A 24,672-nucleotide genomic window follows, 5' to 3' on the forward strand; every position below is an offset into this window, starting at 1 on the left:
CCTTATCTTGATATTACTTTTTTATTTCAAGGACAGCGCCACGGTTTGCAGAAGTAACGAGCGATGCATATCTTGCAAGATAGCCGCTTGTTATCTTGGGCTCTCTGGGTGTCCATGAGCTTCTTCTCTGTGCGAGCTCTTCATCGCTTACCTTAAGCTCGATGCTGTGAGCATTGATGTCTATTGCGATGATGTCGCCCTCGTGTACGAGTGCAATGTTTCCGCCGAGTGCAGCCTCAGGAGAAACGTGGCCGATAGATGCACCTCTTGTAGCGCCGCTGAAGCGTCCGTCAGTGATAAGTGCAACAGACGAGCCGAGACCCATGCCTGCGATAGCAGATGTAGGATTGAGCATCTCTCTCATGCCGGGGCCGCCCTTCGGGCCTTCGTAGCGGATAACTACTACATCGCCGGGGTTTATCTTGCCGCCTCTGATAGCAGCTATAGCCTCCTCCTCGCTGTCGAATACTCTTGCAGGGCCTTCGTGCTTAAGCATCTCAGGTGCAACAGCCGACCTCTTTACAACGCAGGTGTCGGGGGCAAGGTTGCCTCTGAGCACTGCGATACCGCCGTTAGGCATATAGGGGTTGTCGATAGGTCTTATGACCTCAGGGTTGCGGTTTACAGCACCCTTTACGTTCTCAGCAACAGTCTTGCCTGTAGCTGTGAGACAGTCGCCGTTTATAAGGCCTGCATCGAGCAGCTGCTTTAATACTGCGTATACACCGCCTGCTTCGTTCAGGTCCTCCATGTATGTGGGGCCTGCGGGTGCTAAGTGGCAGAGGTTAGGTGTTCTCTCGCTTATCTCGTTTACGAGCTCGAGGTCAAGGTCTATGCCGCATTCGTGTGCAATAGCAGGCAGGTGGAGCATCGAGTTTGTCGAGCAGCCGAGTGCCATGTCAGCAGCGATAGCGTTCTTGAATGCTTCCTCTGTCATTATGTCACGGGGTCTGATGTTCTTCTTTAAAAGCTCCATAACAGCCATGCCTGCGTGCTTGGCGAGCTTAAGTCTCTCAGAGTAAACAGCCGGAATAGTGCCGTTGCCACGAAGACCCATTCCGAGCACTTCTGTCAGGCAGTTCATAGAGTTTGCTGTGTACATACCCGAGCAGGAGCCGCAGGTCGGGCAGGTCTTGTTCTCAAATTCCTCAACATCATCAAGAGTGAACTTGCCTGCGTTGTAAGAGCCTACTGCCTCGAACATCGAGGAGAGCGATGTCTTGTGACCCTTTACATGACCTGCCAGCATCGGACCGCCCGATACGAAAACGGTAGGCACATTTACTCTTGCAGCAGCCATAAGCAGGCCGGGAACGTTCTTATCGCAGTTGGGTATCATAACGAGCGCATCAAAGTGATGAGCGAGCGCCATGCATTCTGTCGAATCAGCGATAAGGTCACGGGTAACGAGCGAATACTTCATGCCCTGATGACCCATAGCGATACCGTCACATACAGCGATAGCCGGGAACACGATAGGTGTGCCGCCTGCCATAGCAACGCCGAGCTTTACAGCTTCGGTTATCTTGTCGATGTTCATGTGACCGGGTACGATCTCGTTGTAGGAGGAAACGATGCCGACGATAGGCCTTTCCATTTCTTCCTTTGTCATGCCGAGTGCGTTGAACAGCGATCTCTGGGGAGCCTTGTCTACTCCCTCACAGAAAAAATTCTTTTCCATTTTGATTACCCTCTTTTTATATAGATTTAATTGTTATCAATGTGACAGCCCTAAGAATGCAGCACCGATGATGCCTGCATCATTGCCGAGCTTGGCTATTACTATCTCACTGTTTCTTGCAGAGTTTCTTGTGTATACTTCCTTTGCTACGAGCTCCTTTAAAGGCAGTAATAACGGGTCGCCCTCGTTGCATACACCGCCGCCTATGCAGAGAATGTCGGGCTGGAAGATGTTTATGGTGTTGGTGATGCCGAGTGCTAAGTATCTGATGTACTTGTCAACGACCTCCTTGCCTGCCTTGTCGCCCTCACGCATAGCGTTGAATGCTGTTCTTGCAGACACCTTGCCCATTTCCTCGCTCATCTTGTTCATGATAGAGTCGGGATACTGCTCCATAGCTTCCTTTGTCATTCTGATAAGGCCTGTTGCAGAGGAGAACACCTCAAAGCAGCCCTTTCTGCCGCAGGTACACTGAGGACCGTTGGGGTCAACGACTGTGTGGCCTATCTCAGCGCCAGCGAAGTTGAAGCCTGAGTATATCTTGCCGTCGATGATTATGCCGCCGCCGACACCTGTGCCGAGGGTGATGCATACTGCATCGTTCGCGCCCTTTGCAGCGCCTGCCACGAACTCGCCGTATGCAGCTGCGTTTGCGTCGTTCTCAACGAAGCAGGGCTTGTCGATGAATGTCTTCATAAGCTCTACAACGTGGAAATCCTTGAAGCCTAAGTTGTTTGAATATTCTATTATGCCGTCTGCCGAGTTTGCAGTGCCGGGTGTGCCGATGCCCACGCTCTCGATGTCGTCAAGAGTAAGGCCTGCCTCAGCTACAGCCTTCTTTGCCACCTCTGCCATGTCCTTGCAGATATCCTCTGCCGGACGGGGGAGGTTAGTCTTGCAGGTGGCCTTTGCGATGATTTTGAAATCCTCATCTACAACGCCAGCCTTGATGTTTGTTCCGCCTAAGTCAATGCCTATGTAGTATTTCATTTATTCGTCCTCCGATATATCTTTTCTGAAAAATTCAACTATGAATTGCCCCATCATAAAGCCTGCGACGGTAAAAAACGTGCGCTTTACGGTCTTGTTCTTTATGCTGAGCGCCCCTGCAAGGTAAGCGAGTGCCGAAGCCGCCGTTATAAAGCAGACCATAAACCTTGCATTCTTTATTTTCTCTTTCATGGTGATGCGCCTCCTATACCTTTGTGAGTATAGCTTTGCACTTTCCGTTTACTGCATATTCGCCTGTGCCGGCTGTGATGAATACGCTGTCGCCCTTTCTGAAAGGTATTCCGCCGATGTCGCCCTCACCCTCTAAGACGAGTATGCTGTTAAAGCTCTTGTCATCGGCGCTGAGTACGGCCTTGCTGTCGATATCAAGCACATATGTCGTGAAATACTCGCAGCTTGCCATGAGCTTTTGTGTAAAGCCGTCTTTCTGTTCTATCGGTGTCTCGGGGTACTGCTTTGCCGGTGCAAGCGTTGTCACGTCCTTTGCCTTTTCAACGTGCAGCTCTCTCGGCTTGCCGTCCTTGCCGACTCTGCCGTAGTCATATATGCGGTAGGTGGTGTTGGAATTCTGCTGTATCTCGGCAATGAGTATGCCTTTGCCGATAGCGTGCAGAGTGCCTGCCTCGATGAAGAACACATCGCCCTTGTGAACCGGAACGCTCTGTGTGACCTCAAGCAGCGTGTTGTCTGCTATGCGGGAAGCGAACTCGTCCTTGCTTATCTCGCTTTTAAAGCCGTAGAGCAGCTCTGCGCCCTCGTCGCAGTCAACTATGTACCACATCTCTGTCTTGCCGTATTCGCCCTCGACACGCTGAGCGTATTCGTTGTCCGGGTGGACCTGAACAGACAGGTTGTCCTTTGCATCTATGAGCTTGATAAGGATAGGGAAGTTCTCAAACTTCTCGCAGTCAGTACCGAGCACGCCCTTGCCGTGTTTTTCGATGTACTGTGCAAGAGTCAGCCCCTTGTCCTCGCCGTCAGCAACGACAGATGCACCGTCCTTGTGGCAGGAAAGCTCCCAGCTCTCTGCTATCTTTTCAAAGTCACACTGCTTGCCAAAATCGTCCCTGAGCCTTGTTCCGCCCCAGAGATAATCCTTGAAAGCAGGCGACAGCCTGAATATTGCCATAAAATTACATCTCCTAAATATAATTATTCAATTTATTATACCATAAACTATATTATAATGTCAATTACAATTTGGTATAAATTTATAAAAAAACACCCCTTTGCATGATACAAAGAGGCAGTTGCTATTAAGGCAACACCGCCGGGCCACCGGCCAATGCCTTTGTATGCCATCTACTTGCAAATTTTTATGTCATATCACCCAAATACTCCTTGTCTTGCGTCAGCAAAACTTCGTCGCATTTGGGCAATCTGACGAAAAATTTGACGTTTCAGCTTTGCTGAAACAATGTATACTGACATACAATGGTCGTGCGGTATTGCCTTAAAATGTCAGGCTTTGCGCAAAGGCCGTCAGCTCGTCAAGGGTCGTGTCCTTGGTTATCGAGCTTATCTCGGCTCTGAAACCGTCGGGGGTGAGTACATCGACAGTGTATTCAAAGTATATGCTCTCGGTGAAGTGCTCTATCACGGCGCTGTCGGTGATGTCTATCCAGTCACGGGTCAGGTCTGTCGTATCTGCTGATACCTTGTCGTAGAGCGACTGTAAGCTGTCGTATCTGTTATCAAGCATTATTACGACAGAGAACGTCCTGTTAGTGTCGGGGGAGTTTATGTCGCCCTTTACCATGCCGCAGTTGATGCTCGTAAGATTTGCTGCACCGCCCATGTCGCTGACACCCTCGGGGCACTTAGGGATAAGCCTTGACTTGTCAGCGCCGTACCTGCTCTCGTAGTATGCGCCCCAGACTGACTTCCCGATGTCCTGACAGTTGGTGAAGGTCTCGTAATCCTGCACCCACTCGTCGCTGTTCTGCTCTTTCTGTTTCTCGACCTCAAATGGGTCTACCTTCGTGTCGGTGTATTCATAGCTCTGCGGCTGCTCTGTTTCTGCCGCCGATGAGCTTTCCCTGCCTGCTGTCGCCTGTGCTGCCGATGAGCTCTCGGCAGTCTTGCCTGTCTCCTGTGAGCTTATATCATCGCCGCACCCTGTCAGCAGCACAGCCGCCGCCAAAAGGGCAAGTATATTCCTTTTCATATTGTTCTCCTTGTTTTGTTCTTTTTCTACGGCAATATTATAGCACACAGAAAATGATATGTCAACAGCGAATAATGCAGATATATAGGCAACACTGCACAAAGACCGCCTGAAGGCTTTGTACGCAACTTACTTGCATCTTTTCCGTCATATTACACATTTTTTCCTTGAAATACGGTAGTATTCCTTCGGAAAATCTGTGCAATCTGACGAAAAAGCTGACTGCGCAATTTGCGCACAATCTTCGTGCGGTGTTGCCTATAAAGAAAGAACAGACAGCCCGAAGACTGCCTGCTTGTATACTTTATGATGAAAGCCCCATTACATTTATGAGCAGTATCCAGCTCATGCCGTAGTAGGTCACGACTGCCACAAGGTCGTTTATCGTGGTTATCAAAGGCCCTGATGCGACTGCCGGGTCTACCTTTATCTTCTTGAAGAAAAGCGGTATCAGCGTGCCTGATGCACTCGATATTATCATGGCAAGCAGCAGCGATACGCCTATGCACCCCGAAACGGCATATGCAAACCCGAAAGGCCGCCCCTTGAAAAGCATGATGTAAAGCCCTATCAGCCCGAAGGATATGCCGCCTAAGATGATGCCGTTGAAAAAGCCTATGCGCATCTCCTTGCCGACAAGGTGCAGCTTCTGCCCGAAGGAAAGGTTCTCATCGGTAAGCACCCTGATAGTCACCGCAAGCGACTGTGTGCCGACGTTACCTGCCATGTCAAGTATCAGCGACTGGAAAGCCATAATAAGCGTCAGCTGTGCGACCACCTTTTCAAACACGCCCACAACGCTTGAAACGGCGATGCCTAAGCCTAACAGTATAAGCAGCCAGGGCAGGCGCTTTTTCATGCTGTCCTTCAAAGGCTCTTTGAGGTCTTCCTCCGCAGTAAGACCTGCAAGACGTGCGTAGTCTTCGCCCATCTCGTCGTCAACTGCTTCTATGATGCTCTGCGCCGTGATAACGCCGAGCAGCTTGTTTGAATTGTCAAGCACGGGTATCGTGCTCTCCGAGTAGTCCTTCAGCCGCTCTATGCAGTCGCCTATGTCTTCCGTTGCATACACATAGGGGAAAGATGTCGCAATAAGCTCTGACAGCTCGTCTGTGCTGCGTGCGGTGATAAGGTCTTTGAGGTCTATCGCCCCGTAGAACTCCTCGTTCTCATCTACCACGAACAGGGTGGATATGTTGTCGTTGTCCTTTGCCTGCGATATAAGCTCGGTCATCGCCTGCTTTATCGTCAGGCCGTCGCCTATGATTATGCAGTTGGTGGTCATTCTGCTGCCTATCTCGTCCTCGTCAAAGGAAGCAATCAGCTTTATCTCCTTCTGTATCTCGGGGTTGATAAGCTCGATTATGAGCGAGCGCTTTTCCTTTTCGACCTCACGCAGGATATTTACTGCCGTGTCTGTGTCAAGCTCGCTGACAAGGTCGGCAGCCTTCTTGATGTCCATATCGACAAGATATGTGCCTGCGTTGTCCTCGTCGATGAATTCAAATATCCCGGCAAGCATCTGTGCCGGGCAGATGCGGCAGAGCTTCTTTCTTGCCGCAGGATCGAGAGCTTCAAAGGCCTGCGCTATGTCGTTCTCGTGATAATCCTCAAGTGCAGCGAGCACTGCCTTTGGCGAGCGGTCGCTCGTGATGATGTCTGTTATCTCCGATATGTAATCGGGTCTTACGTTCTCGACCGTTTCGGTCATTACTGTTTCTTCCACTGTTATCCCTCCGCTTCGTAAAAATGCAAAGGGTCACAAAAGCAAAAACCCACGGCCTATGAGCCGTGGGGGAAAGCTGTTCTTTTATATGCTCACAGCAAACAAAGCGCCGCACGTTTTAGCACAGCCGCCGTTGTGAGTATATGAAAAAATACGTTTTCGCCCTTCCGACCCATAACTGTCACCTGCTGACACTTCGTTCACCTCCTGTGTTTTTGGTTTACATATATATTATACCACCACGCCTATCAATTGTCAATAATTTTTACAGATTTTCAGCGTTACTTTTTTGCTTTTTGTCCGCTTGACTTGATGTATCAAAAGTGCTATAATCAAACCATACTATATATAAAGGATTGATATGATGAAGATAATGGCAGTAGATTACGGCGATGCAAGAACAGGCCTTGCAGTCTGTGACAGGACAGAGTTCCTTGCTTCCCCGGTCGGTACTATAGAAGAAAGAAATATGCAGCTTCTCGCTATGAAGGTGTCGCATATGGCAGAGCAGTATGAGGTGGGCGAGATAGTTGTAGGCCTGCCGCTCAATATGAACGGCTCGTTCGGCCCGAGGGCTGAAAAGTGCAGGCAGTTTGCCGATATGCTCAACGAGATCGCTCCCTGCCCTGTGAATATGTGGGACGAGCGCTCGACGACCGTTTCGGCGCATAATATCTTAAACGAAACAAACGTCAGAGGCAAAAAGCGCAAGGCGGTCGTAGATACCGTGGCTGCTACTCTGATACTGGAGGGCTATCTTGAATACAGAAAAAACAAAAAAGCCGCTGAGCAGGAAACGTAAGATAGCTTATGCTATTATCCTCGTCTTTTTCCTGCTGCTCGGCGGTGAGATGGTAAGGTCAAATACTGTTATTCAGGTCGAGGACTTTGAGTATAAGAGAGATTCTGTCCCCGACAGCTTTGACGGTGTTAAGATAGTCTCTGTGACCGACTACCACAACCACGGCGGCAGCTATGAAGACAAGCTGATAAAGACAATAAAAGACCAGTCGCCTGACTATATCTTCCTTGTCGGCGATATTACCGACCGCCACAGGACAGACCTTGATGATGTCGGGCGGTTTTTCAAAAAGTGCGTTGACATAGCGCCCTGCTATCTTGTCTACGGCAACCACGAGCTTGCCTTGCAGCAGAAGTCGGGCGAGTTTGAAAGGTATAACGAAAAGGCAAAAGATGCAGGCGTTACCATACTTGCAGGCGATATCATTGAGCTTGACCGTGGCGAAGACAGCATTTACCTCGCCGGCATTGATACTATCACATCGCTCAATGACCTTGATGAGCAGATGGAAGGCCTTGACACATCAAAGCCGCTGCTCTGGCTGCACCACTACCCGGAGAATTTCGAGCAGCTTACGGCTTATGCAAAAGACCACGGCTTTAAAGACACGCTCTTTTTCTGCGGCCACGCACACGGCGGGCTGATAGAGTTGGGGCCAACCTATATAGGCCTTTATGCACCGGGGCAGGGGATATGCCCGAAATACACCTCAGGTGCCTACTACAGCGGCAGCAGCGAGATGCTCTTAAGCCGTGGCTGCGGCAACAGCGGCTATACGCTCAGGGTGTTCGACCCGTTCCACCTGATAGTATGCACGCTGAGAAAATAAAAAAACAAAAGAGGTATCGCATCTTATCAGTATTTGCCGATAAGATACGATACCTTAATAATTTATTATTATAGTGGCGGCACTGCCGCTGTGCTCAGTTATTCATCATAAAGGTTTTCAAGGAAAGCCACAGTGCGCTCGTCAAACACGATGTCCTGCGCTGTCATGTCTTCCTCAAGCTGCCAGAGCTTTGATACTGCAAACACCGATGCAGTCGGGAAAGGCTGCGAGTTTAAGTATGCAAGAGTTATAACAGCCGGCGAATAGCCTGTCTTGTCGGATAAGCGCTTTACCTTTGCGAGCCTTGCTAAGTTGGCAGTCGTCGCATAGCTGCTCTCGAGCTGATTGGTCGCGCTCTGCCCTGCTGCGAGCTTTGAGAAAAAGCCCTTTGCCTGCGGCGAGAATGCCATGACAGGGAAGTGGTTCTTCTCGTACCACATATACTCCCTCATGTCCATGCTGACCTGTGTGTCGTCGCCTAATATGTCAGCGCTCGAATGTGCAAGGCTGTAGTTTATCTGGCTCACCGAGAAAGGTGTCAGCCCGTTTTTGAGTGCGAACTTGTTTGCCTTTGCTATCCTTGCAGCCGACCAGTTTGAAGCCCCCAGTATGTGTACCTTGCCGGACTTGACGAACTTGTCAAGATACGGCATTATCTCCTCGACAGGTACCGATGTGTCATCTCTGTGGAGCATATATATGTCGGTGTAGTCAGTCTTTAGCGCTTCGAGCGACTGCCCGAGGTCTTCCGTCACGGACTTCTCGTCTATGCGGTGGATAGTTTCTTCCTCTGTGAAATACGGGTGGCCGCCCTTTGTTGCGATGAGAATGTCAGAGCGGTTGCCCCTTTTCTCCATCCACCTGCCTATAACCTGCTCGCTCGCACCGTCGCCGCCCTCAATCCAGTTGCAGTATACACGGGCGGTGTCAAGACAGCTGCCGCCAAGCTCGCAGTATCTGTCAAATATCTCAAAATAGCCCTCGTCATTGTCCTGTCTGTCGATGTTTGCCGTGCCGAGGACGAGCCCGGGCATCTCGATAGAGTAATCGTCATTCTTTAAGGTGTACTTTAACATTTGTCTTCCCCTCGAAGTATTCATTATTTATTATAACTATATTTTCTAATAGTATGATTATATTATATTGTATCATATTTTTCTAATGATAGTAATAAATTTTTTGTAAACAAATATATTTTGTGAAAAAGCACTTGACAAGTCGGGAAAAATGTTATATAATACATAAATGTAAAGTATGATAGCTTTACAGCTTGTAAAAAATTTGTCGTTTACTTATGTAAGGCGGTGTGCTTATGTCAAAAAATCTTGAATACGGTATACTGCTTGATGTTTACGGCTGTCTGCTGACGGATAAGCAGCTCGAAATGATGGAGCTTTATTATAATGAAGACCTTTCGCTCTCCGAGATAGGTGAGCAGTTCGGTATTTCGAGGCAGGGCGTTCATGACAGTATAAAGCGCTCTGAGCAGGCTCTTGATGAATTCGAGTCAAAGCTCGGTATCCTTAAAGCAAGGCAGGAGGAGATAAATGCGCTCCTCAGTGTCAAGAGCGATGCGCTCGAAGCACTGGAGCAGTGCAGGAAGGTGTCCTTCGGCAAGAATATAGCAGATAAAGTGATAAATACGCTTGAAAATATAGATTCCCGCCTGGCAGAGCTCGGTGAGGAGCAGGAATAGAGGGGGTAAGCACATGGCATTTGAAGGTCTTTCGGATAAGCTCGGTAAAGTATTCAAGGGCTTGAAAAACAGAGGTAAGCTCTCAGAGGCTGATGTAAAGGCAGCTATGCGAGAGGTAAGGCTCGCACTGCTCGAAGCAGATGTAAGCTATAAGGTCGTTAAGGACTTTATAAATAAAGTAACAGAGCGCAGTATCGGTGAAGAGGTTCTTAAGAGCCTGACCCCCGGCCAGCAGGTGATAAAGATAGTTAATGAGGAGCTCATAAGCCTCATGGGCGAGTCGAACTCCAAGATAAACTTCCCCAATAAGCCGCCTTGTATCATCATGATGTGCGGTCTCCAGGGCTGCGGTAAGACTACACACTCTGCAAAGCTCGCAAAGTATTTCAAGGCACAGGGCAAAAGGCCGCTGCTTATCGCTGCCGACGTTTACAGACCTGCTGCTATCGAGCAGTTAAAGGTAGTCGGCGAGAGAGCTGATGTTGCAGTTTTCGAGATGGGTCAGATCGACCCCCGCAAGATAGTAAAAGAAGGTATCAGGCACGCCAAGGATTACGGCAATGACCTTGTTATCATAGATACAGCAGGCCGTCTGCATATAGACGAGGAGCTCATGCAGGAGCTCAAGGACATAAAGGCTATAGCTGAGCCTAACGAGATAATGCTCGTTGTCGATGCTATGACCGGTCAGGACGCTGTAAACGTTGCGGCTGCATTTGACGGTGCGCTCGGTATCGACAGCGTTATCTTGACAAAGCTCGACTCTGACACCCGTGGCGGTGCTGCACTGTCTGTACTTTCAGTTACAGGTAAGCCTATCAAGTTCGTCGGTATGGGCGAAAAGCTCGACGAGTTCGAGCCCTTCCACCCCGAGAGAATGGCTTCCCGTATCCTCGGTATGGGCGATATGCTCACACTTATCGAGAAGGCAACAGCATCTGTTGACGAGGAGGAGGCTAAGAAGCTCGCAGATAAGATGGCTTCCGAGGGCTTTGACCTTAATGACCTGCTCGAACAGATGAAGACTCTGCAGAAGATAGGCAACGTCAAGAGCATTATCAGAATGCTCCCCGGCGCTAATAAGATAAACGATGAGCAGATGGAGCAGGGCGAAAAGGCGCTGCGCAAGACCGAGGCTATGATAAATTCCATGACCAAGGCCGAGAGAAGAAAGCCCTCTATCATCGACCCTAAGAGAAAAAGACGTATCGCTGCCGGCTCAGGCACTGAGGTGGCTGATGTAAACCAGCTGCTTAAGCAGTATGAGCAGATGAAGAAGATGATGAAGCAGTTCGGCATAGGCGGTAATCTGCACGGCAAGAAGCAGCGCAAGGCAAGAGCCAACCTGCTTAAAGGCCTTGGCGGCAACGGCATGAACTAAAGCATTACCTATGGTATTTTCGCTTGTGCGATGATATACAACAAATATATTATGGAGGTGAAAGAAAAATGGCAGTAAAGATCAGACTGAGAAGACTCGGTGCTAAGAAGAAGCCCTTCTACCGTGTTGTTGTTGCTGATTCCAGATACCCCAGAGACGGTAGATTTATCGAGGAGATCGGCTACTATGATGCTACTAAGGAGCCTTCCGTTATCAACATCGATCAGGAGAAGGCTAAGAGCTGGATAGCTAACGGCGCACAGCCCACAGAGACAGTAAAGGCTCTCCTTAAGAGGATCGAGAAGTAATTATCGTGTGATGTAATATAAAGGCGGCGTACATATATAATGTACGTTTGCCTGATGATTACAGCTTACCGGGGCTTACGGCACTTATCCTGCAAGATGCGCTGTAGGCTTTTTATTTTTCAGGAAAAAGAGGTAAATTAAATGAAAGAATTACTCGAAGCAATAGTAAGCGAGCTTGTTGAAGACAAGAGCGCTATCGTTATCACTGAGGACGACCCCGATGAGGAGGGCGTAATAACCTTCCACCTGCACGTTGCCGAGCCTGATATGGGCAGAGTTATCGGCAAGCAGGGCAGGATAGCAAAGGCTATCAGAACTGTTATGCGTGCATCGGCATCCCGCCAGGATCAGAAGATAATGGTCGAGATAGACTGATATAATAAAAAATACCCTTTATACAGCTTTTATCGGCTGTATAAAGGGGTTTTTTGTTTGTATTCAAACAAAATGACTTGTTTTTCATCATTATTGCCGTTTTCAAAGCTGTGCAAATGTGGTGAGATGCAGTTTTTTGATAAGATTTTTTTACCATTCTATGCTAAGTATAACTAAAGCGGAATCGTTTCCGAAAAATCCGGTAGCATTGATTTTTCCGATAGGTGTATTTTCCCAGCAGCAACTAAGATCTGTAGCATTGCTTGTTATTGCTTTGAGTACATCCTTTGTTATAGTATCACCCTCATTCCAGGAATAAACCTCGGGCTCATAATATATTCCGCTATTTGTCGCTTTAGGCTCTCCATATATGTCAATAAGTGCAGTTACTATTTCGTAGTAGTTGTCGGCAGAGATCTTTTCCATTGCCCGAATTCCGTCGTAGTCATCACCTTCGAGAGTACTTGCGAAAATATTTGTCATTTCCGGTTTGCTGGGTGAAAATTCGTATTTATAAGTTTTTCCGTAAAAATTGCCCGTGTTGCCGTTAGCTTTGCTGTATTGATCAAAGCTGTAAGAAAAAGATAATCCATTTGCCGATTCACCATATCCTATACTTGAAAGCTCACGTCCGAATAATAGCGGTACGGTATCATTGTTTTCGGTGTAGTGAAAGGGAATTGAAAAGTATTTTTGTTGAGTTATGTATGAATCCGTTTCTGATGTCGGATAGTTTGATAAAGTATTGTTTTCCAAAAGCTCGTCAAAGAGGGCGGATCCGGAGTCGGGTTCAAACAGGAAATTCTTGAATGCCGATTCAAGATAACTCTTTCCGCCTTCATAATCTGTGGCTTTAAGATTATTAACTATCTCCTCTAATTCCTTCATTCCAAGTTCCTTTTCAAATGCCGACACGCCGGAGACAGATGTGTCATTTTGTGATTCTTCTGTCATAGTTTCGGAACTGCTGTCTGTCACAGCATCGGTTGTTCCCTCATCTGTTGATGAAGAACTGCTCTCGCTCTCCACCACCGAGCTTGAATCCGCCTTGTCTTTCTTTGACTTGCTCTTGCTGCTGCCCTCGCTGTCACCGCAGGCGGTGAGTGCAAGCATTGCCGCTGCTGCAAGAAAGCTTATTAGTCTTTTCTTGTTCATATTGTTTTCCTCCAATCATAACATATATGAACTAGTATAGTTTATATGTATATATATACTGTTAAGAAATGATGAACGCGCCGTAAATCCACAAAATGTAAGCTCATACAGCAAAAAAAGAACCTCCCAAAGGGAGGCTCTTAAAGCAAATGCTTTTTAATAATAACTAACCGCCTTGCCGCCGCACGAGAAAAGAAAACCCGCACATATGCAGGTGGGTGCCAGCCCAACAGGTTCACGCTCCCTTCGTCCGTAGCCGTGATCAGCCCAAAGGGCGGTCATGGTCGGGAGGTCTGCAATCCGCTGCCGGAGATAACCCAGCTCCCTATTAAGAAGTGTTGGATCATAATGCCCGTGCTTTATCGGACAAGGCAGAAAGAAATCAACTTTTCTTTACTGATATCAGTATACCACATTACAAGCAAAAATGCAATATGTATTTAATACAAATAGATGTTCCAAAATTTGTACATTTCACTAAAATCAAGCTGTTTTGGGGAATGGGGGAGGTTATTCGTCCTCATCGTCGTAGTCAAACATTTCCTCCAGCTTCTTCATGAACACCGCACCGACTCTGTCGTATTCCTCATCGTCGTCGATAGTCACCATTATCTCTTCCTCGTCGGTGTATTCGCTCTTTAAGATTATAACAGCGCCGCTGTCCTCCAGCTGCTCCTGCCCGTCTTCATAATAAGGTGTAAGTGCATAGTATGTCTCGCCCTCGAATTCCATTGAATCGAGCAGCTCGAACATCTGCTCCTTGCCGTCCTCATCTGTAAGCGAATAAAGATCAGGTCTGTATTCCTCGCTCATAGCCTCAGCCTCCTTAAGTCAAAACAAGCAGCGCCCAAAAAACCTTTAAGCACTGCAACACTATAATTATACTACAATAACAAACAAAAGTCAAGCGCCTTTTTGTAAAGGTAATGTTAAATAAAAAAGTTGAAAAAAATTCAAAAAAACTATTGACAAACACCAAAAAGTGTGCTATACTGTATTCAAGGAAAGAGGAAAGGGGCTAAACGAAAGGGGCAGCTCGATACAGACCGCTGGTAAGAGGCCGGGTCGATAAGCTGCAGATCGTGGTCAGATGCCCAAGAGGTCATAGCAATGATCTCCGGAAACGTATATTTCCCTTCCTTATCTAAAGTGGTTCGGAATCAGGCCGGTGGTGGAAGTGAGTCCACTTAATTTGAAAAGTCTGCCACGGTCCCGTTAACATACTTTAAATCTACTGAAAGGAGCTTGAGCCCATGGACAATTTAGAACCAAAGAGCATCCGAAGGCTCGGCGACACAGGACTTGTTTAAAGTGGGGCATAAAGACCCGGGTTTATAGACCGGCTGGCCCAAGTGAATGATAAGAATTTAAGTCTGTCGCCGATACCTTCACAGCTTTCCCACCAATCGTTTATGATGCGGGGTGCTCGAAGTATCAGCGATATTTTTATATCCTTTTTACAACTGAATATTTGAAACTTTTATATAAGGAGTTGGTTTTTATATGATCAGCTTAACGAGGTTTCAGAAAACATTTTAGAATGGAGTGAGTCCCATGTACGACTTAAGTGAGGTTTCGCATAATCTATAGAAATAGGTGAATCCAATGGAACTTTAGTCAGCTCACAGTTTGATCTGAGTCTTCAGACTTGGATCCGGTGTGATAAAATTTAATAAGAATTTCTAAGCGAACCTTTTGAAGGGAGTGGTGGATATGAGTAGTATGATTGTCCACAGGATTTCTCTGAATATCTGAAAGTTAGGGGTGATTCCGCCGAGAAATTCAGCTTGGCGCCTGGAATGACGGGGCGCATAGGATCTAAATTTACACGAAAGGTTTGAGTCCAATGGCATAGCAATTTGGCTTTTAACAATGACCAAATACTTTAAGAAAGGGTTGTTTCCGATGGCTTGACGTAAACGCAGGCTGATGATTTTAAATACGACGAAAGGAAACTATTCCAATGGCTATGTAAATTTTTTCTCGACTAAATTATTATCAAGTAGGAGTGGTGCATATGTTACGGTTTAAATGCACATTAACGAATATCTGAAAGATTGGAGTGAGTCCACCCGAAAGTTTAGTCAGGTGCTAAATGCGGCACAGGAAAATTTGTAAATTCGAGGCAGGCCTTAATTATCTGGTGCCTGCCTCTTTTAATTGCCTTTCACGGCCTTTGATGTGAGTCTGTAAGACCGTGAGTGGCCGCTTTGCTTAACTTTTAACACAGTGTGCGCCTTCGCATATAATGTTCTTACAGGCACGGCCCTGCGAGGATATAGCGATGAAAGTGTTTATCAGTGAGCAGTATTTTCGGCGGCCGCCTGATAATATAAATATCAGCCCGGGGTCTGACCTCGGGCTTTGGTTTTTTTATGAGTTTTTGTTCTTTGCGTTTTCGAGCTTTATCTCACGGCGTATCCTGTCGGCTACTATGAATATGAACTCTGAATTTGTCGGGCTGCTCTCTAAAAGCGTTGAATGAACGCCGAAGTATTTCACCTTTATCTCGGGCGATACCTTCTTCCAGCTGCGGCCTATCGCCGTCCTTACACCACGCTCGATGCAGGAGGGCTTTGCACCGTGTATCTTTGCTACCTTCGGGTAAACAGTCTTTGATATTCTTCTTACCATGTCCGGCTCGCTTATAAGAAGGATAAGTATGCTCCTGAGATATCTGTAGCCGCAGTAGTTGGGCGTTATGCCAAGCTCGCATAAAGCGTAGCTCACCCTCTCGTATAGCTCGCTCTCGTAGCTTATCCTGTGCCCCATGCTGGTGCCCAGCATCTTTTCAAGCGAGTTTATCACGGCCTCAGCATTAGCATCTGCCGGTAAAACTGCATCAGCACCGGTGCTTAAGTACCTGTCTCTCTCGCTGCCGCTGCCGTGCGCTAAGACTATAACCTTAGCCCCCGTGCTGCATTTCTTCGTCTGCTCTATATAGTGTATAGTTTCTTTTACTGTCAGCTGCTCGTCAATGACTGCTGCGTCCGGCTTGAACGTTACGTCCGCCTTATATATCTCGTCTGCGTGCGGGTCGGTGCATTTCACACGCTGGCCGGACATCGCAAGACGGTCTGTCAGTTCATTTTTCGTTAAAGTTTTTGTCGGCAAAAGAAATTTGTAGCTTTGCATTTTACTTCTTACTTCCTCTCGTAACTTGAAATTTTGCGAAAGGTATTATATCACAAAATTTGCCTTTTGAAAAGTGTTTTTCTGAAAAATCGGATTTGTGTTAAAAAATCGGCGGCGCTGTTTGTCGAAATATCAGCTACTTTTTATTTCTGCCGAAAGTATTCTTTGAAAATGTGATGTGCAAAAGCTGTGTAAAAGAATTCATAAAATAGTTATTGACAAACGGGGAATTATGTAATATAATATTTGTGTTATATCAAAAAGGCATTGACGGAGATAGTAGGCGTGTAAAATAAAGCCTCAGCGAGCTGCGGAGAGTGTGAGCGCAGCGCAAGTAGTTGCACGGTGAAGATCACTCCCGAGCTGCAGCCCGAAAGGTGACGAGTAGGCGCTGTCGTATTCCCTGCGTTAAGGGGTGGCATATGATGGTATGTGAAATGGTGGTAATAAGCGTAAGTTTTCCTTGCGTCCGTTTTCGGGCGTGGGGTTTTTATTTTGTAGAAGGAGTGTGTTGTAAGTGTACAGAAAGGTCGAGAACAATCTTAACTTCGTGCAGAGAGAAAAGCAGATAGAGCAGCTGTGGAAGGATAAGGATATCTTCAATAAGAGCATGGATACAAGAAAGAAGGGCGAGAGCTATGTCTTCTACGACGGCCCCCCTACAGCTAACGGCAAGCCGCATATCGGCCATGTTCTTACCCGTGCTATAAAGGATATGATACCGAGATACAGAACTATGAAGGGCTATATGGTGCCCCGTAAGGCAGGCTGGGATACTCACGGCCTCCCTGTTGAGCTCGAAGTAGAAAAGATGCTCGGCCTCGACGGTAAGGAGCAGATAGAGGAATACGGCCTCGAGCCCTTTATCACAAAGTGTAAGGAATCCGTCTGGAAGTATAAGGGTATGTGGGAGGATTTCTCCGGCACTGTAGGCTTCTGGGCTGATATGGATAACCCCTATGTAACATATCATAATGACTTCATCGAGTCTGAGTGGTGGGCTTTAAAGCAGATATACAATAAGGGTCTGCTCTATAAGGGCTTCAAGATAGTTCCTTACTGCCCGAGATGCGGAACACCCCTTTCGTCTCACGAGGTGGCTCAGGGCTATAAGCTCGTAAAGGAGCGCTCGGCTGTCGTTCGTTTCAAGATAGTAGGCCAGGACGCATACTTCCTCGCATGGACAACTACCCCCTGGACTCTGCCCTCAAACGTTGCGCTCTGCGTTAACCCCGACGAGACATACTGCAAGGTAAAGGCTGCTGACGGCTATACATATATCATGGCCGAGGCACTTCTTGATACGGTTTTAGGCAAGCTCGCTGAGGAAGGCGAAAAGGCTTACGAGGTGCTTGAAACTTACAAGGGCTCTGACCTTGAGCATATGGAATATGAGCCGCTCTTTGACTACACAGGCAAGGAAGCAGAGAGACAGAAGAAAAAGGGTCACTATGTAGTAATGGACTACTATGTAACAATGTCTGACGGTACAGGTATAGTTCATATAGCTCCTGCATTCGGTGAAGACGATAACCGTGTCGGCAAGAAGTATGACCTGCCTTTCGTTCAGTTCGTTGACGGCAAGGGCAACATGACTAAGGAAACTCCCTACGCAGGCACATTCGTAAAGGACGCTGACAAGCTCGTGCTCGTTGACCTTGACAAGGCAGGCAAGCTCTTTGATGCTCCTAAGTTCGAGCATGACTATCCTCACTGCTGGAGATGTAATTCTCCGCTTATCTACTATGCCCGTGAGTCCTGGTTCATCAAGATGACAGACGTAAAGGACAGGCTCATAGCAAACAACAACACAATAAACTGGATACCTGAGAGCATAGGTTCAGGCCGTTTCGGCGACTGGCTAAAAAACGTTCAGGACTGGGGCATCTCCCGTAACAGATACTGGGGCACACCCCTTAATATCTGGGAGTGCGAATGCGGCTGCCGTCACTCTATCGGCTCTATCGAGGAGTTAAAGTCGATGTCCGACAACTGCCCTGATGAGATAGAGCTCCACAGACCTTATATAGACGCAGTAACTATCAAGTGCCCTGAGTGCGGCAAGCAGATGAAGCGTGTTCCCGAAGTTATCGACTGCTGGTTCGACTCCGGTTCTATGCCTTTTGCACAGCACCACTATCCTTTCGAGAACAAGGAGCTCTTTGAGTCGCAGTTCCCGGCTGACTTTATCTCCGAGGCTGTTGACCAGACAAGAGGCTGGTTCTATTCGCTGCTCGCTATCTCGACACTCCTTTTTGACAAGGCACCATACAAGAACGTTATAGTTTTAGGCCTTGTTCAGGACGAGAACGGCCAGAAGATGAGTAAATCCAAGGGCAACGCCGTTGACCCGTTCGAGGCGCTTGAAAAGCTCGGCGCAGACGCTATCAGATGGTATTTCTACACCAACTCACAGCCCTGGCTGCCTAACAAGTTCCACGATAAGGTGGTCATCGAGGGTCAGAGAAAGTTCATGAACACTATCTGGAACACATATGCATTCTATGTGCTCTATGCTGAGATAGACCAGTTCGACCCGACAAAGCACAAGCTCGAATACGACAAGCTCTCGGTAATGGACAAGTGGCTGCTCTCCAAGATGAACTCTATGGTAAAGGCTGCTGACGATAATCTCTTCAACTACCGTATACCCGAGGCTGCAAAGGCTATGCAGGACTTCGTTGACGACCTCTCCAACTGGTATGTTAGACGTGGCCGTGAGCGTTACTGGGTTCAGGGCATGACACAGGACAAGATAAATGCCTATATGACCCTCTACACAGCACTCGTTACACTCTGCAAGTGCGCAGCACCTATGGTGCCGTTCATTACAGAGGAGGTATATCAGAACATCGTGGTGACTGTTGACAAGGACGCTCCTGAGAGCATCCACCTCTGCGATTACCCGACAGTTGACGAGTCGCTTATCGACCTTAAGCTCGAAAGCGATATGGAGGAAGTTCTTGATATAGTTGTTCTCGGCCGTGCGGCAAGAAACACAGCCAACATCAAGAACCGTCAGCCTCTTTCGGTTATGTATGTAAGCGCTGACCACGAGCTCGACAGCTTCTATGTTGATATCATCAGAGACGAGCTCAACCTTAAGGAAGTTAAGTTCTCTGATAACGTATCAGGCTTCGTTTCATATAAGTTCAAGCCGCAGCTCAAGACCTTAGGCCCCAGGTACGGCAAGAACTTAGGCGAGATAAGAAACCTCCTCTCAGAGCTTGACGGCCACAAGGCTATGGCAGAGCTTGACGAGACAGGTGAGCTGAAACTCACTATCTCGATAGGTGAGATAGCTCTTTCCAAGGACGACCTGCTCATAGAGACAGAGCAGAAGGAGGGATACTGCACTCTCACACAGAACGGCGTTACAGTCGCTATGGATACAAACCTCACAGAAGAACTCATAAGCGAGGGCTTTGTGCGTGAGATCATCTCGAAGATACAGACAATGCGTAAGGATTCCGGCTTCGAGGTAATGGATCACATCGAGGTAGCTATCGACACAGACGAAAAGCTCGCAGCTGTTATTGATGCAAACAAGGCGCAGATAAGCACCGATGTTTTGGCAAACAGCATAACCTGCGGCGCTGCCGACGGCGGCAAGGAATGGGATATAAACGGCGTAAAGGCTGTTATATCTGTAAAGAAGGCATAATAGTATTCTTGACAGAGGTCTGCAATGCAGGCCTCTGTTTTTGTATGTGAAATTAGACAACCTGAAAACTGTGCAGCGGTCAAAATTGATTTTTGTCACAAATCGTTGTTTCCAAGTTGTCATATTTCTTGAAAACAAGCTAAGAATATGATATAATATCATCGCAGAAAATGATAAAAGGTGATATAAAATGGAACTCAGGATATATTTATACAACAAGCCCGTGTCAGATGTCAGAGCGCTTCATAACGAGGTGTTCGCTGACGAGCTGGGGGCTGAAAACTCATTTGATGACAGCATAGACAATGCGACCTATGTGCTCATATACGACGGAAAGACGGCTGTTGCGACCGGCAGGCTCGTATCTTCAGACGGTGAGCGCTTTGACATAGCCGGTGTGTGCGTAAAGAAAGCCTACCGTGGCAAAAAGCTCGGCAGACGTGTGCTCTCAGCCCTTGAAGAAGACGCAAGAAAAGCCGGCGGCAAGACTGCCTGCGGCGTTGTCAGCGAAGATGTAAAGCCGTTTTTTGAAAAGGCAGGCTATACAGCAGATGAAAGCGGCAAGGCAGGCATTTCAATGGTAAAGAAGCTCAGATAAAGAAAAATATAAGCGAATAAAGCGCTTGCTTCTTTTTTCAAATTTTATTATCTGATTATTGGTGCTTTGTGAAAAATGAATGAAAAATCACCTTAATTCTTGACAAATGCGCTAAAAAAGATTAAAATGTAAAGGTAGAAAAAACGATAACACTTGTTATATAGATAAAGGAGATATTATGGAAAAGGTAAAGGTCATGCTGAAGAGCATACCCGGCAAGATAAAGGGTTTTTGCTCGACGCATATGCTTTTTATACTGTTTGTGTTCTCTGCACTTGTCAATTCCTTTGTGCTCAGGGCATTTACGGTAAAGTTTACATATAATTTCGTAAAGCCTATACTTGCCGATGTTGCGGCAGTCCTGATAATAGGCACATTCGGCTTTCTGATAAAGCCAAAGCGCAGGATAATCTATTATATGATATTCAACTGTATATTTGTTTTCCTGTGTATAACAAACTCTATCTACTATACCAACTATAAGTCATTCGCATCGGTGTCGCTGCTGTCTACGGCTTCCCAGCTCGGCGGCGTTATGGACGCTGTAACAAAGAATATCATGGAGCCCAAAGACCTTTTGTTCCTGTGGTCGGTAGTTGCTATGATAGTTCTCAGCATCTTCATCAAGAAGAAAAAGCCTGACTACTACGAAAACCTTGCCAAGAAGAAAAGGGGCAAGCGGTATTTCCTGTGTACCCTTATCATCGGGCTTGCGTTTGCAGGCACGGCAGCGCTCATGTTCACCGGAACTGACTACAGCCGTCTTAGAAAGCAGTGGAACAGAGAATATACCCTTGCTACATTCGGCCTTTATACCTATCAGATATCTGACACCGTGCAGAGCATCTACTCAAAGGTAAACCTCATGTTCGGATATGACGAGAGCAAGGAGCAGTTTACAAACTTCTACACCGACAAGGACACCAAGGACGCAGTCAGCAAGCAGAACGACTACAGCAATATCTTCAAGGGCAAGAATATGCTCGTTATACACGCAGAGAGCATACAGGGCTTTACACTAAGCACCTGCATGAACGGCGAGGAGGTAACGCCTACCCTCAACAAGCTCGCAAGCGAGGGGCTTTATTTCTCCAACTTCTACGCTCAGGAGAGTGTCGGCACGAGCTCTGACTCGGAGTTTACATTCTCCACCTCGCTGATGCCTGCATCTACAGGTACAGTCGCTATCAACTATTGGGACAGGAATTACACCTCTATCCAGAAGCTCATCAAGGAAAAGGGCTATTATGTGTTCAGTATGCACGGCAACAACGGCTCCTACTGGAACAGAATGAACCTTCATAACTCTCTCGGTTATGATAAGTTCTTTAACTACTCTACGGATTTCGATATCGACGAGACGATAGGCCTGGGTCTTTCCGATAAGTCATTCTTCAGGCAGGCAGTGCCGAAGATAAAGGATATCGACCAGAACAACAAGAACTGGTACGGCGCACTTATCATGCTCACAAACCATACGCCGTTTACCGATATCGAGCGTGTCAGCGATTTTGATGTTGACTTCAAGTATAAGAAGATAAACGAGGAGACAGGCCTTTATGAAGAAGTCTCTGCACCATTCCTTGAAGGCACAAAGCTCGGCAGCTACTTAAAGAGCGTTCACTACGCAGACGAGGCGCTCGCACAGCTTTTGCAGGATATGGATAACGAGGGTCTGCTCGATGATACAGTCGTTATCATCTACGGCGACCACGACGCAAAGGTCAAGGAGGAGGAGTACGACCGCTACTTCAACTACAACCCCTTTACCGATTCAGTGCTTGAGGAGGGCGACCCGGGATATATCCCTGTTGATGATTTCTACTATAATATCAACAGACAGGTGCCTTTCATAATCTGGGAAAAGGAAGCAGATTTTGAACCCAAGGAGATAACTACTGTCATGGGTATGTATGACGTACTGCCCACACTTGGCAATATGTTCGGCTTCAGCGACCCCTATGCGCTCGGTCACGATATCATGTCGATAGACTCTGACAAGGAAAATGTAGTTATCTTCCCGAACGGCAACTTCGTAACAGACTCGATTTACTACAACAGCCAGAAGGATATCTACTTCGACCTTAAGGACTACAAGAACGTTGCTGAGTGTGTCTCCTGCAATCAGAAGTATAAGGATATGCCGATACCCATTTACGACGAAACGAGGGACGGCATCTTCAAGGCCATCGACGACGAGGATTACTCCGAGGCGGCCTGCGAGGCCAGGAAGGACGACGGCGTGGTAGACGAGGCGTATATCCAGGCATACTCGGATTACGCAGAGCTTAGGATAAGTATCTCGAACTCGATAATCTACTACGATATGATAAACAAGACCGCCGACGGCTTCTCAGACCTCGAAGTGAGCGACGAGCCTTATGAGCAGGAGGACGATGAATACTCTGTATTCGCACCGCCTTCCTACCACAAGAAAAAGCATATTAATGCGGCGTAAGCGCTGAAACAAAAGAATAATGATAAAAAGATATGACCGGTTCTGGTCATATCTTTTTTTGTGCCTGCATAAACTTAATCAGAAAACGCTTGTGAACGTGTTTTTTACAGTACATAAGGAGGATGAATGATATGCAGGTAAGTGAACTCAGACAAAACAGCATAAGCCTTGAAAACCTTGTGAGCATATTTGACGAGGGGGTCGAGCAGCTTGTGGAGAAAGACTTCGTGCTGCCGGACTACTGCCCGGATATTTTCAGGGTGCTCAAATGCCGCTGCTGCCCGAGGGTGCTCTCATACAGCCTTGTCGGCAAAAAGCTCAGCTTCGAGCTTTCGGTCACGCTTAAGCTGATATATGAGAGCGAGGGCAGCGCAAGGCTTGGCTTTACCGAGCAGAAGCTGCAATACTCAAAGTCAGTCGAGCTGCCGCAGGAGGCAAAGGACGCATTCGTGCGGCTTACCCCTTCGTGCGATTACGTTGACCCGAGGGTGGTGAACAAAAGGCGCATTGATGTCAGGGGTGCTGTCACAACAAAGGTCAGCATAATGACAGGCGAGCAGATAAGCGTGATAAGCGACTGCACAGGTGCCGGCATAGAGCTCAGAACAAGGAGCATCGCCTGCCCTGCCAAAAGGATAGCGCTCGATAAACGCCTGACTATAGTCGAGGAATTCGAGCTTGGCGAGGGCAAGCCGCAGCCGGCAGCGATAATAAGGAGCGATTGTGCCGTTATCAAGGGCGAGCAGAAGACAGTGCAGGGCAAGCTGGTGCTCAAAGGCGATGCCGAGGTCACGGTGCTCTACAGCACAGCAGAGAACGAAAAGGAAGGCTTTGACACGATACGCTTCACAGTGCCGTTCAGCAGGATAATAGATGCCGACGGGATAGACGACAGCTTTGATGTGTGCTCAGAGATAAGCTGTGCCTCCTGCGAGATAATGCCAAAGAGCGACAGCGCCGGCACTCTTGAATGTGAGATAGTGCTGCTCGCTGAGATAAGCGCAGTCAAGCAGATGACTGCCGTTGCCGCAGAGGACGCATATTCGACTAAGTTTGAGACAGAGGTCACAGCCGGTGATGTCAGGGTCGAGGGCATACCTTTGATGATAGACAAGAGCGTTTCAAAGACGGCATCTGTGCGCTCGGCTGACGAGCAGATAAGCAAGGTCTATGATTGCTGGGGCGAGCTTAACGGGCTGAACACACACTTTGATGACGACAAGAACAGCTGCACGCTGCTCGGCAACATAAGGCTGTGTATGCTCGGGCAGTCTGACAGCGGCAAGCCGCTCTATCTTGAGCACGAGGAGCCGTTTGAAGCGCCGCTCGACGGGGGAGAGTGCGTTCTGGCACAGAGCAGGGTGTATGTAAACGCCTTTGTCAGGAGCACGTCTTTCAGGCTGACAGAATCCGACTCAGCAGAGCTGACAGCGCAGATATGCATAACAGGCCATATCTCCGAATGCCGCACCTACAAGCTGCTGACCTCTGTGAGCGTTGATACCGACAGGCCGAAGCAGAAACAGTCAGGCTGTGCCGTCAAGCTCTGCCGGTGTGATGAGAACACGGATATATGGGATATAGCAAAGAAATATTCCACCTCGGCAAGTGCTATAGAGCAGGAGAACGACCTTGCCGAGATGACTGCCGGCAAGGGCACGATGCTGCTCGTGCCGCTTATATAAA

At 47.7% G+C, this 24,672-nt stretch carries 20 protein-coding genes and 1 other RNA gene; 10 read left to right on the forward strand and 11 right to left on the reverse strand.

Annotation, left to right across the window (positions count from 1 at the left end; translation table 11 throughout):
* Positions 1-13: 13 nt before the first annotated feature.
* The 6 genes from ilvD to mgtE form a co-directional block, all read right to left on the reverse strand.
* A complete protein-coding gene (ilvD, locus tag CD05_RS0104275) occupies positions 14-1,681 on the reverse strand; it encodes a dihydroxy-acid dehydratase (protein ID WP_028509445.1) in 1,668 nt (555 codons plus the stop codon).
* A 36-nt stretch (positions 1,682-1,717) separates the two neighbouring features.
* Positions 1,718-2,671 (reverse strand): ROK family protein, encoded by a 954-nt coding sequence (locus tag CD05_RS0104280; RefSeq protein ID WP_028509446.1) that lies wholly within the window; start codon positions 2,669-2,671, stop codon positions 1,718-1,720.
* Complete coding sequence (locus tag CD05_RS0104285) at positions 2,672-2,863, reverse strand: hypothetical protein (RefSeq protein ID WP_028509447.1); 192 nt, start codon at positions 2,861-2,863, stop codon at positions 2,672-2,674.
* A 13-nt stretch (positions 2,864-2,876) separates the two neighbouring features.
* On the reverse strand, positions 2,877-3,821 hold the full coding sequence (locus CD05_RS0104290; RefSeq protein WP_028509448.1) for a type I phosphomannose isomerase catalytic subunit: 945 nt from the start codon (positions 3,819-3,821) through the stop codon (positions 2,877-2,879).
* 324 nt (positions 3,822-4,145) lie between these two features.
* Entirely contained in the window at positions 4,146-4,859 is a 714-nt protein-coding gene (locus CD05_RS0104295) for a hypothetical protein (protein WP_156947299.1), read from the reverse strand.
* Positions 4,860-5,163: 304 nt separating this feature from the next.
* Positions 5,164-6,570 carry a magnesium transporter gene (gene mgtE, locus CD05_RS0104300; RefSeq protein WP_028509450.1) on the reverse strand — a complete coding sequence of 469 codons (1,407 nt, stop codon included), beginning with the start codon at positions 6,568-6,570 and terminating at the stop codon, positions 5,164-5,166.
* A 379-nt stretch (positions 6,571-6,949) separates the two neighbouring features.
* Between mgtE and ruvX the strand changes: the two genes are divergently transcribed.
* Entirely contained in the window at positions 6,950-7,387 is a 438-nt protein-coding gene (ruvX, locus tag CD05_RS0104305) for a Holliday junction resolvase RuvX (RefSeq protein ID WP_028509451.1), read from the forward strand.
* Complete coding sequence (locus CD05_RS0104310; RefSeq protein WP_028509452.1) at positions 7,344-8,216, forward strand: metallophosphoesterase; 873 nt, start codon at positions 7,344-7,346, stop codon at positions 8,214-8,216. The genes ruvX and CD05_RS0104310 overlap by 44 nt, the downstream gene beginning before the upstream one ends.
* 98 nt (positions 8,217-8,314) lie before the next feature.
* Here the strand turns inward: CD05_RS0104310 and CD05_RS0104315 are convergent, their stop codons facing one another.
* Positions 8,315-9,292, reverse strand: a complete 978-nt coding sequence (locus CD05_RS0104315; RefSeq protein ID WP_028509453.1) for an aldo/keto reductase — start codon at positions 9,290-9,292, stop codon at positions 8,315-8,317.
* 236 nt (positions 9,293-9,528) lie between these two features.
* Here CD05_RS0104315 and ylxM point away from each other — a divergent pair, with 236 nt between their 5' ends.
* The 4 genes from ylxM (at position 9,529) to CD05_RS0104335 (ending at position 11,976) form a co-directional block, all read left to right on the forward strand.
* Positions 9,529-9,912 (forward strand): YlxM family DNA-binding protein, encoded by a 384-nt coding sequence (gene ylxM, locus CD05_RS0104320; protein WP_028509454.1) that lies wholly within the window; start codon positions 9,529-9,531, stop codon positions 9,910-9,912.
* Positions 9,913-9,925: 13 nt separating this feature from the next.
* Positions 9,926-11,293, forward strand: a complete 1,368-nt coding sequence (ffh, locus tag CD05_RS0104325) for a signal recognition particle protein (RefSeq protein WP_028509455.1) — start codon at positions 9,926-9,928, stop codon at positions 11,291-11,293.
* 68 nt (positions 11,294-11,361) lie between these two features.
* Entirely contained in the window at positions 11,362-11,601 is a 240-nt protein-coding gene (gene rpsP, locus CD05_RS0104330; RefSeq protein WP_028509456.1) for a 30S ribosomal protein S16, read from the forward strand.
* 141 nt (positions 11,602-11,742) lie between these two features.
* The gene (locus CD05_RS0104335) at positions 11,743-11,976 is read left to right on the forward strand and encodes a KH domain-containing protein (RefSeq protein WP_028509457.1); all 234 of its coding nucleotides are present in this window, start codon (positions 11,743-11,745) and stop codon (positions 11,974-11,976) included.
* A gap of 150 nt (positions 11,977-12,126) precedes the next feature.
* Here the strand turns inward: CD05_RS0104335 and CD05_RS0104340 are convergent, their stop codons facing one another.
* From CD05_RS0104340 to CD05_RS0104350, 4 genes are all read right to left on the reverse strand, one after another.
* Complete coding sequence (locus CD05_RS0104340) at positions 12,127-13,131, reverse strand: hypothetical protein (protein WP_028509458.1); 1,005 nt, start codon at positions 13,129-13,131, stop codon at positions 12,127-12,129.
* Between the two features lie 163 nt (positions 13,132-13,294).
* A non-coding RNA gene (gene ssrS, locus CD05_RS20260) (6S RNA) lies at positions 13,295-13,512 on the reverse strand.
* Between the two features lie 129 nt (positions 13,513-13,641).
* Complete coding sequence (locus tag CD05_RS0104345; RefSeq protein ID WP_028509459.1) at positions 13,642-13,944, reverse strand: DUF1292 domain-containing protein; 303 nt, start codon at positions 13,942-13,944, stop codon at positions 13,642-13,644.
* 1,560 nt (positions 13,945-15,504) lie between these two features.
* Positions 15,505-16,266 carry a sporulation initiation factor Spo0A C-terminal domain-containing protein gene (locus tag CD05_RS0104350; RefSeq protein ID WP_028509460.1) on the reverse strand — a complete coding sequence of 254 codons (762 nt, stop codon included), beginning with the start codon at positions 16,264-16,266 and terminating at the stop codon, positions 15,505-15,507.
* A gap of 517 nt (positions 16,267-16,783) precedes the next feature.
* Here CD05_RS0104350 and ileS point away from each other — a divergent pair.
* From ileS to CD05_RS0104370, 4 genes are all read left to right on the forward strand, one after another.
* Entirely contained in the window at positions 16,784-19,930 is a 3,147-nt protein-coding gene (gene ileS / locus CD05_RS0104355; protein WP_028509461.1) for an isoleucine--tRNA ligase, read from the forward strand.
* Positions 19,931-20,120: 190 nt separating this feature from the next.
* Positions 20,121-20,528 (forward strand): GNAT family N-acetyltransferase, encoded by a 408-nt coding sequence (locus tag CD05_RS17460; RefSeq protein WP_051588824.1) that lies wholly within the window; start codon positions 20,121-20,123, stop codon positions 20,526-20,528.
* A gap of 178 nt (positions 20,529-20,706) precedes the next feature.
* Positions 20,707-22,986, forward strand: coding sequence for an LTA synthase family protein (locus tag CD05_RS0104365; protein WP_156947301.1), 2,280 nt, complete (start codon positions 20,707-20,709; stop codon positions 22,984-22,986).
* Between the two features lie 131 nt (positions 22,987-23,117).
* Positions 23,118-24,671 (forward strand): DUF3794 domain-containing protein, encoded by a 1,554-nt coding sequence (locus CD05_RS0104370; protein ID WP_028509463.1) that lies wholly within the window; start codon positions 23,118-23,120, stop codon positions 24,669-24,671.
* Position 24,672 lies beyond the last annotated feature (1 nt).

Origin of the sequence: Ruminococcus sp. NK3A76 (assembly GCF_000686125.1) — a bacterium.
GTDB lineage: Bacteria > Bacillota > Clostridia > Oscillospirales > Ruminococcaceae > NK3A76.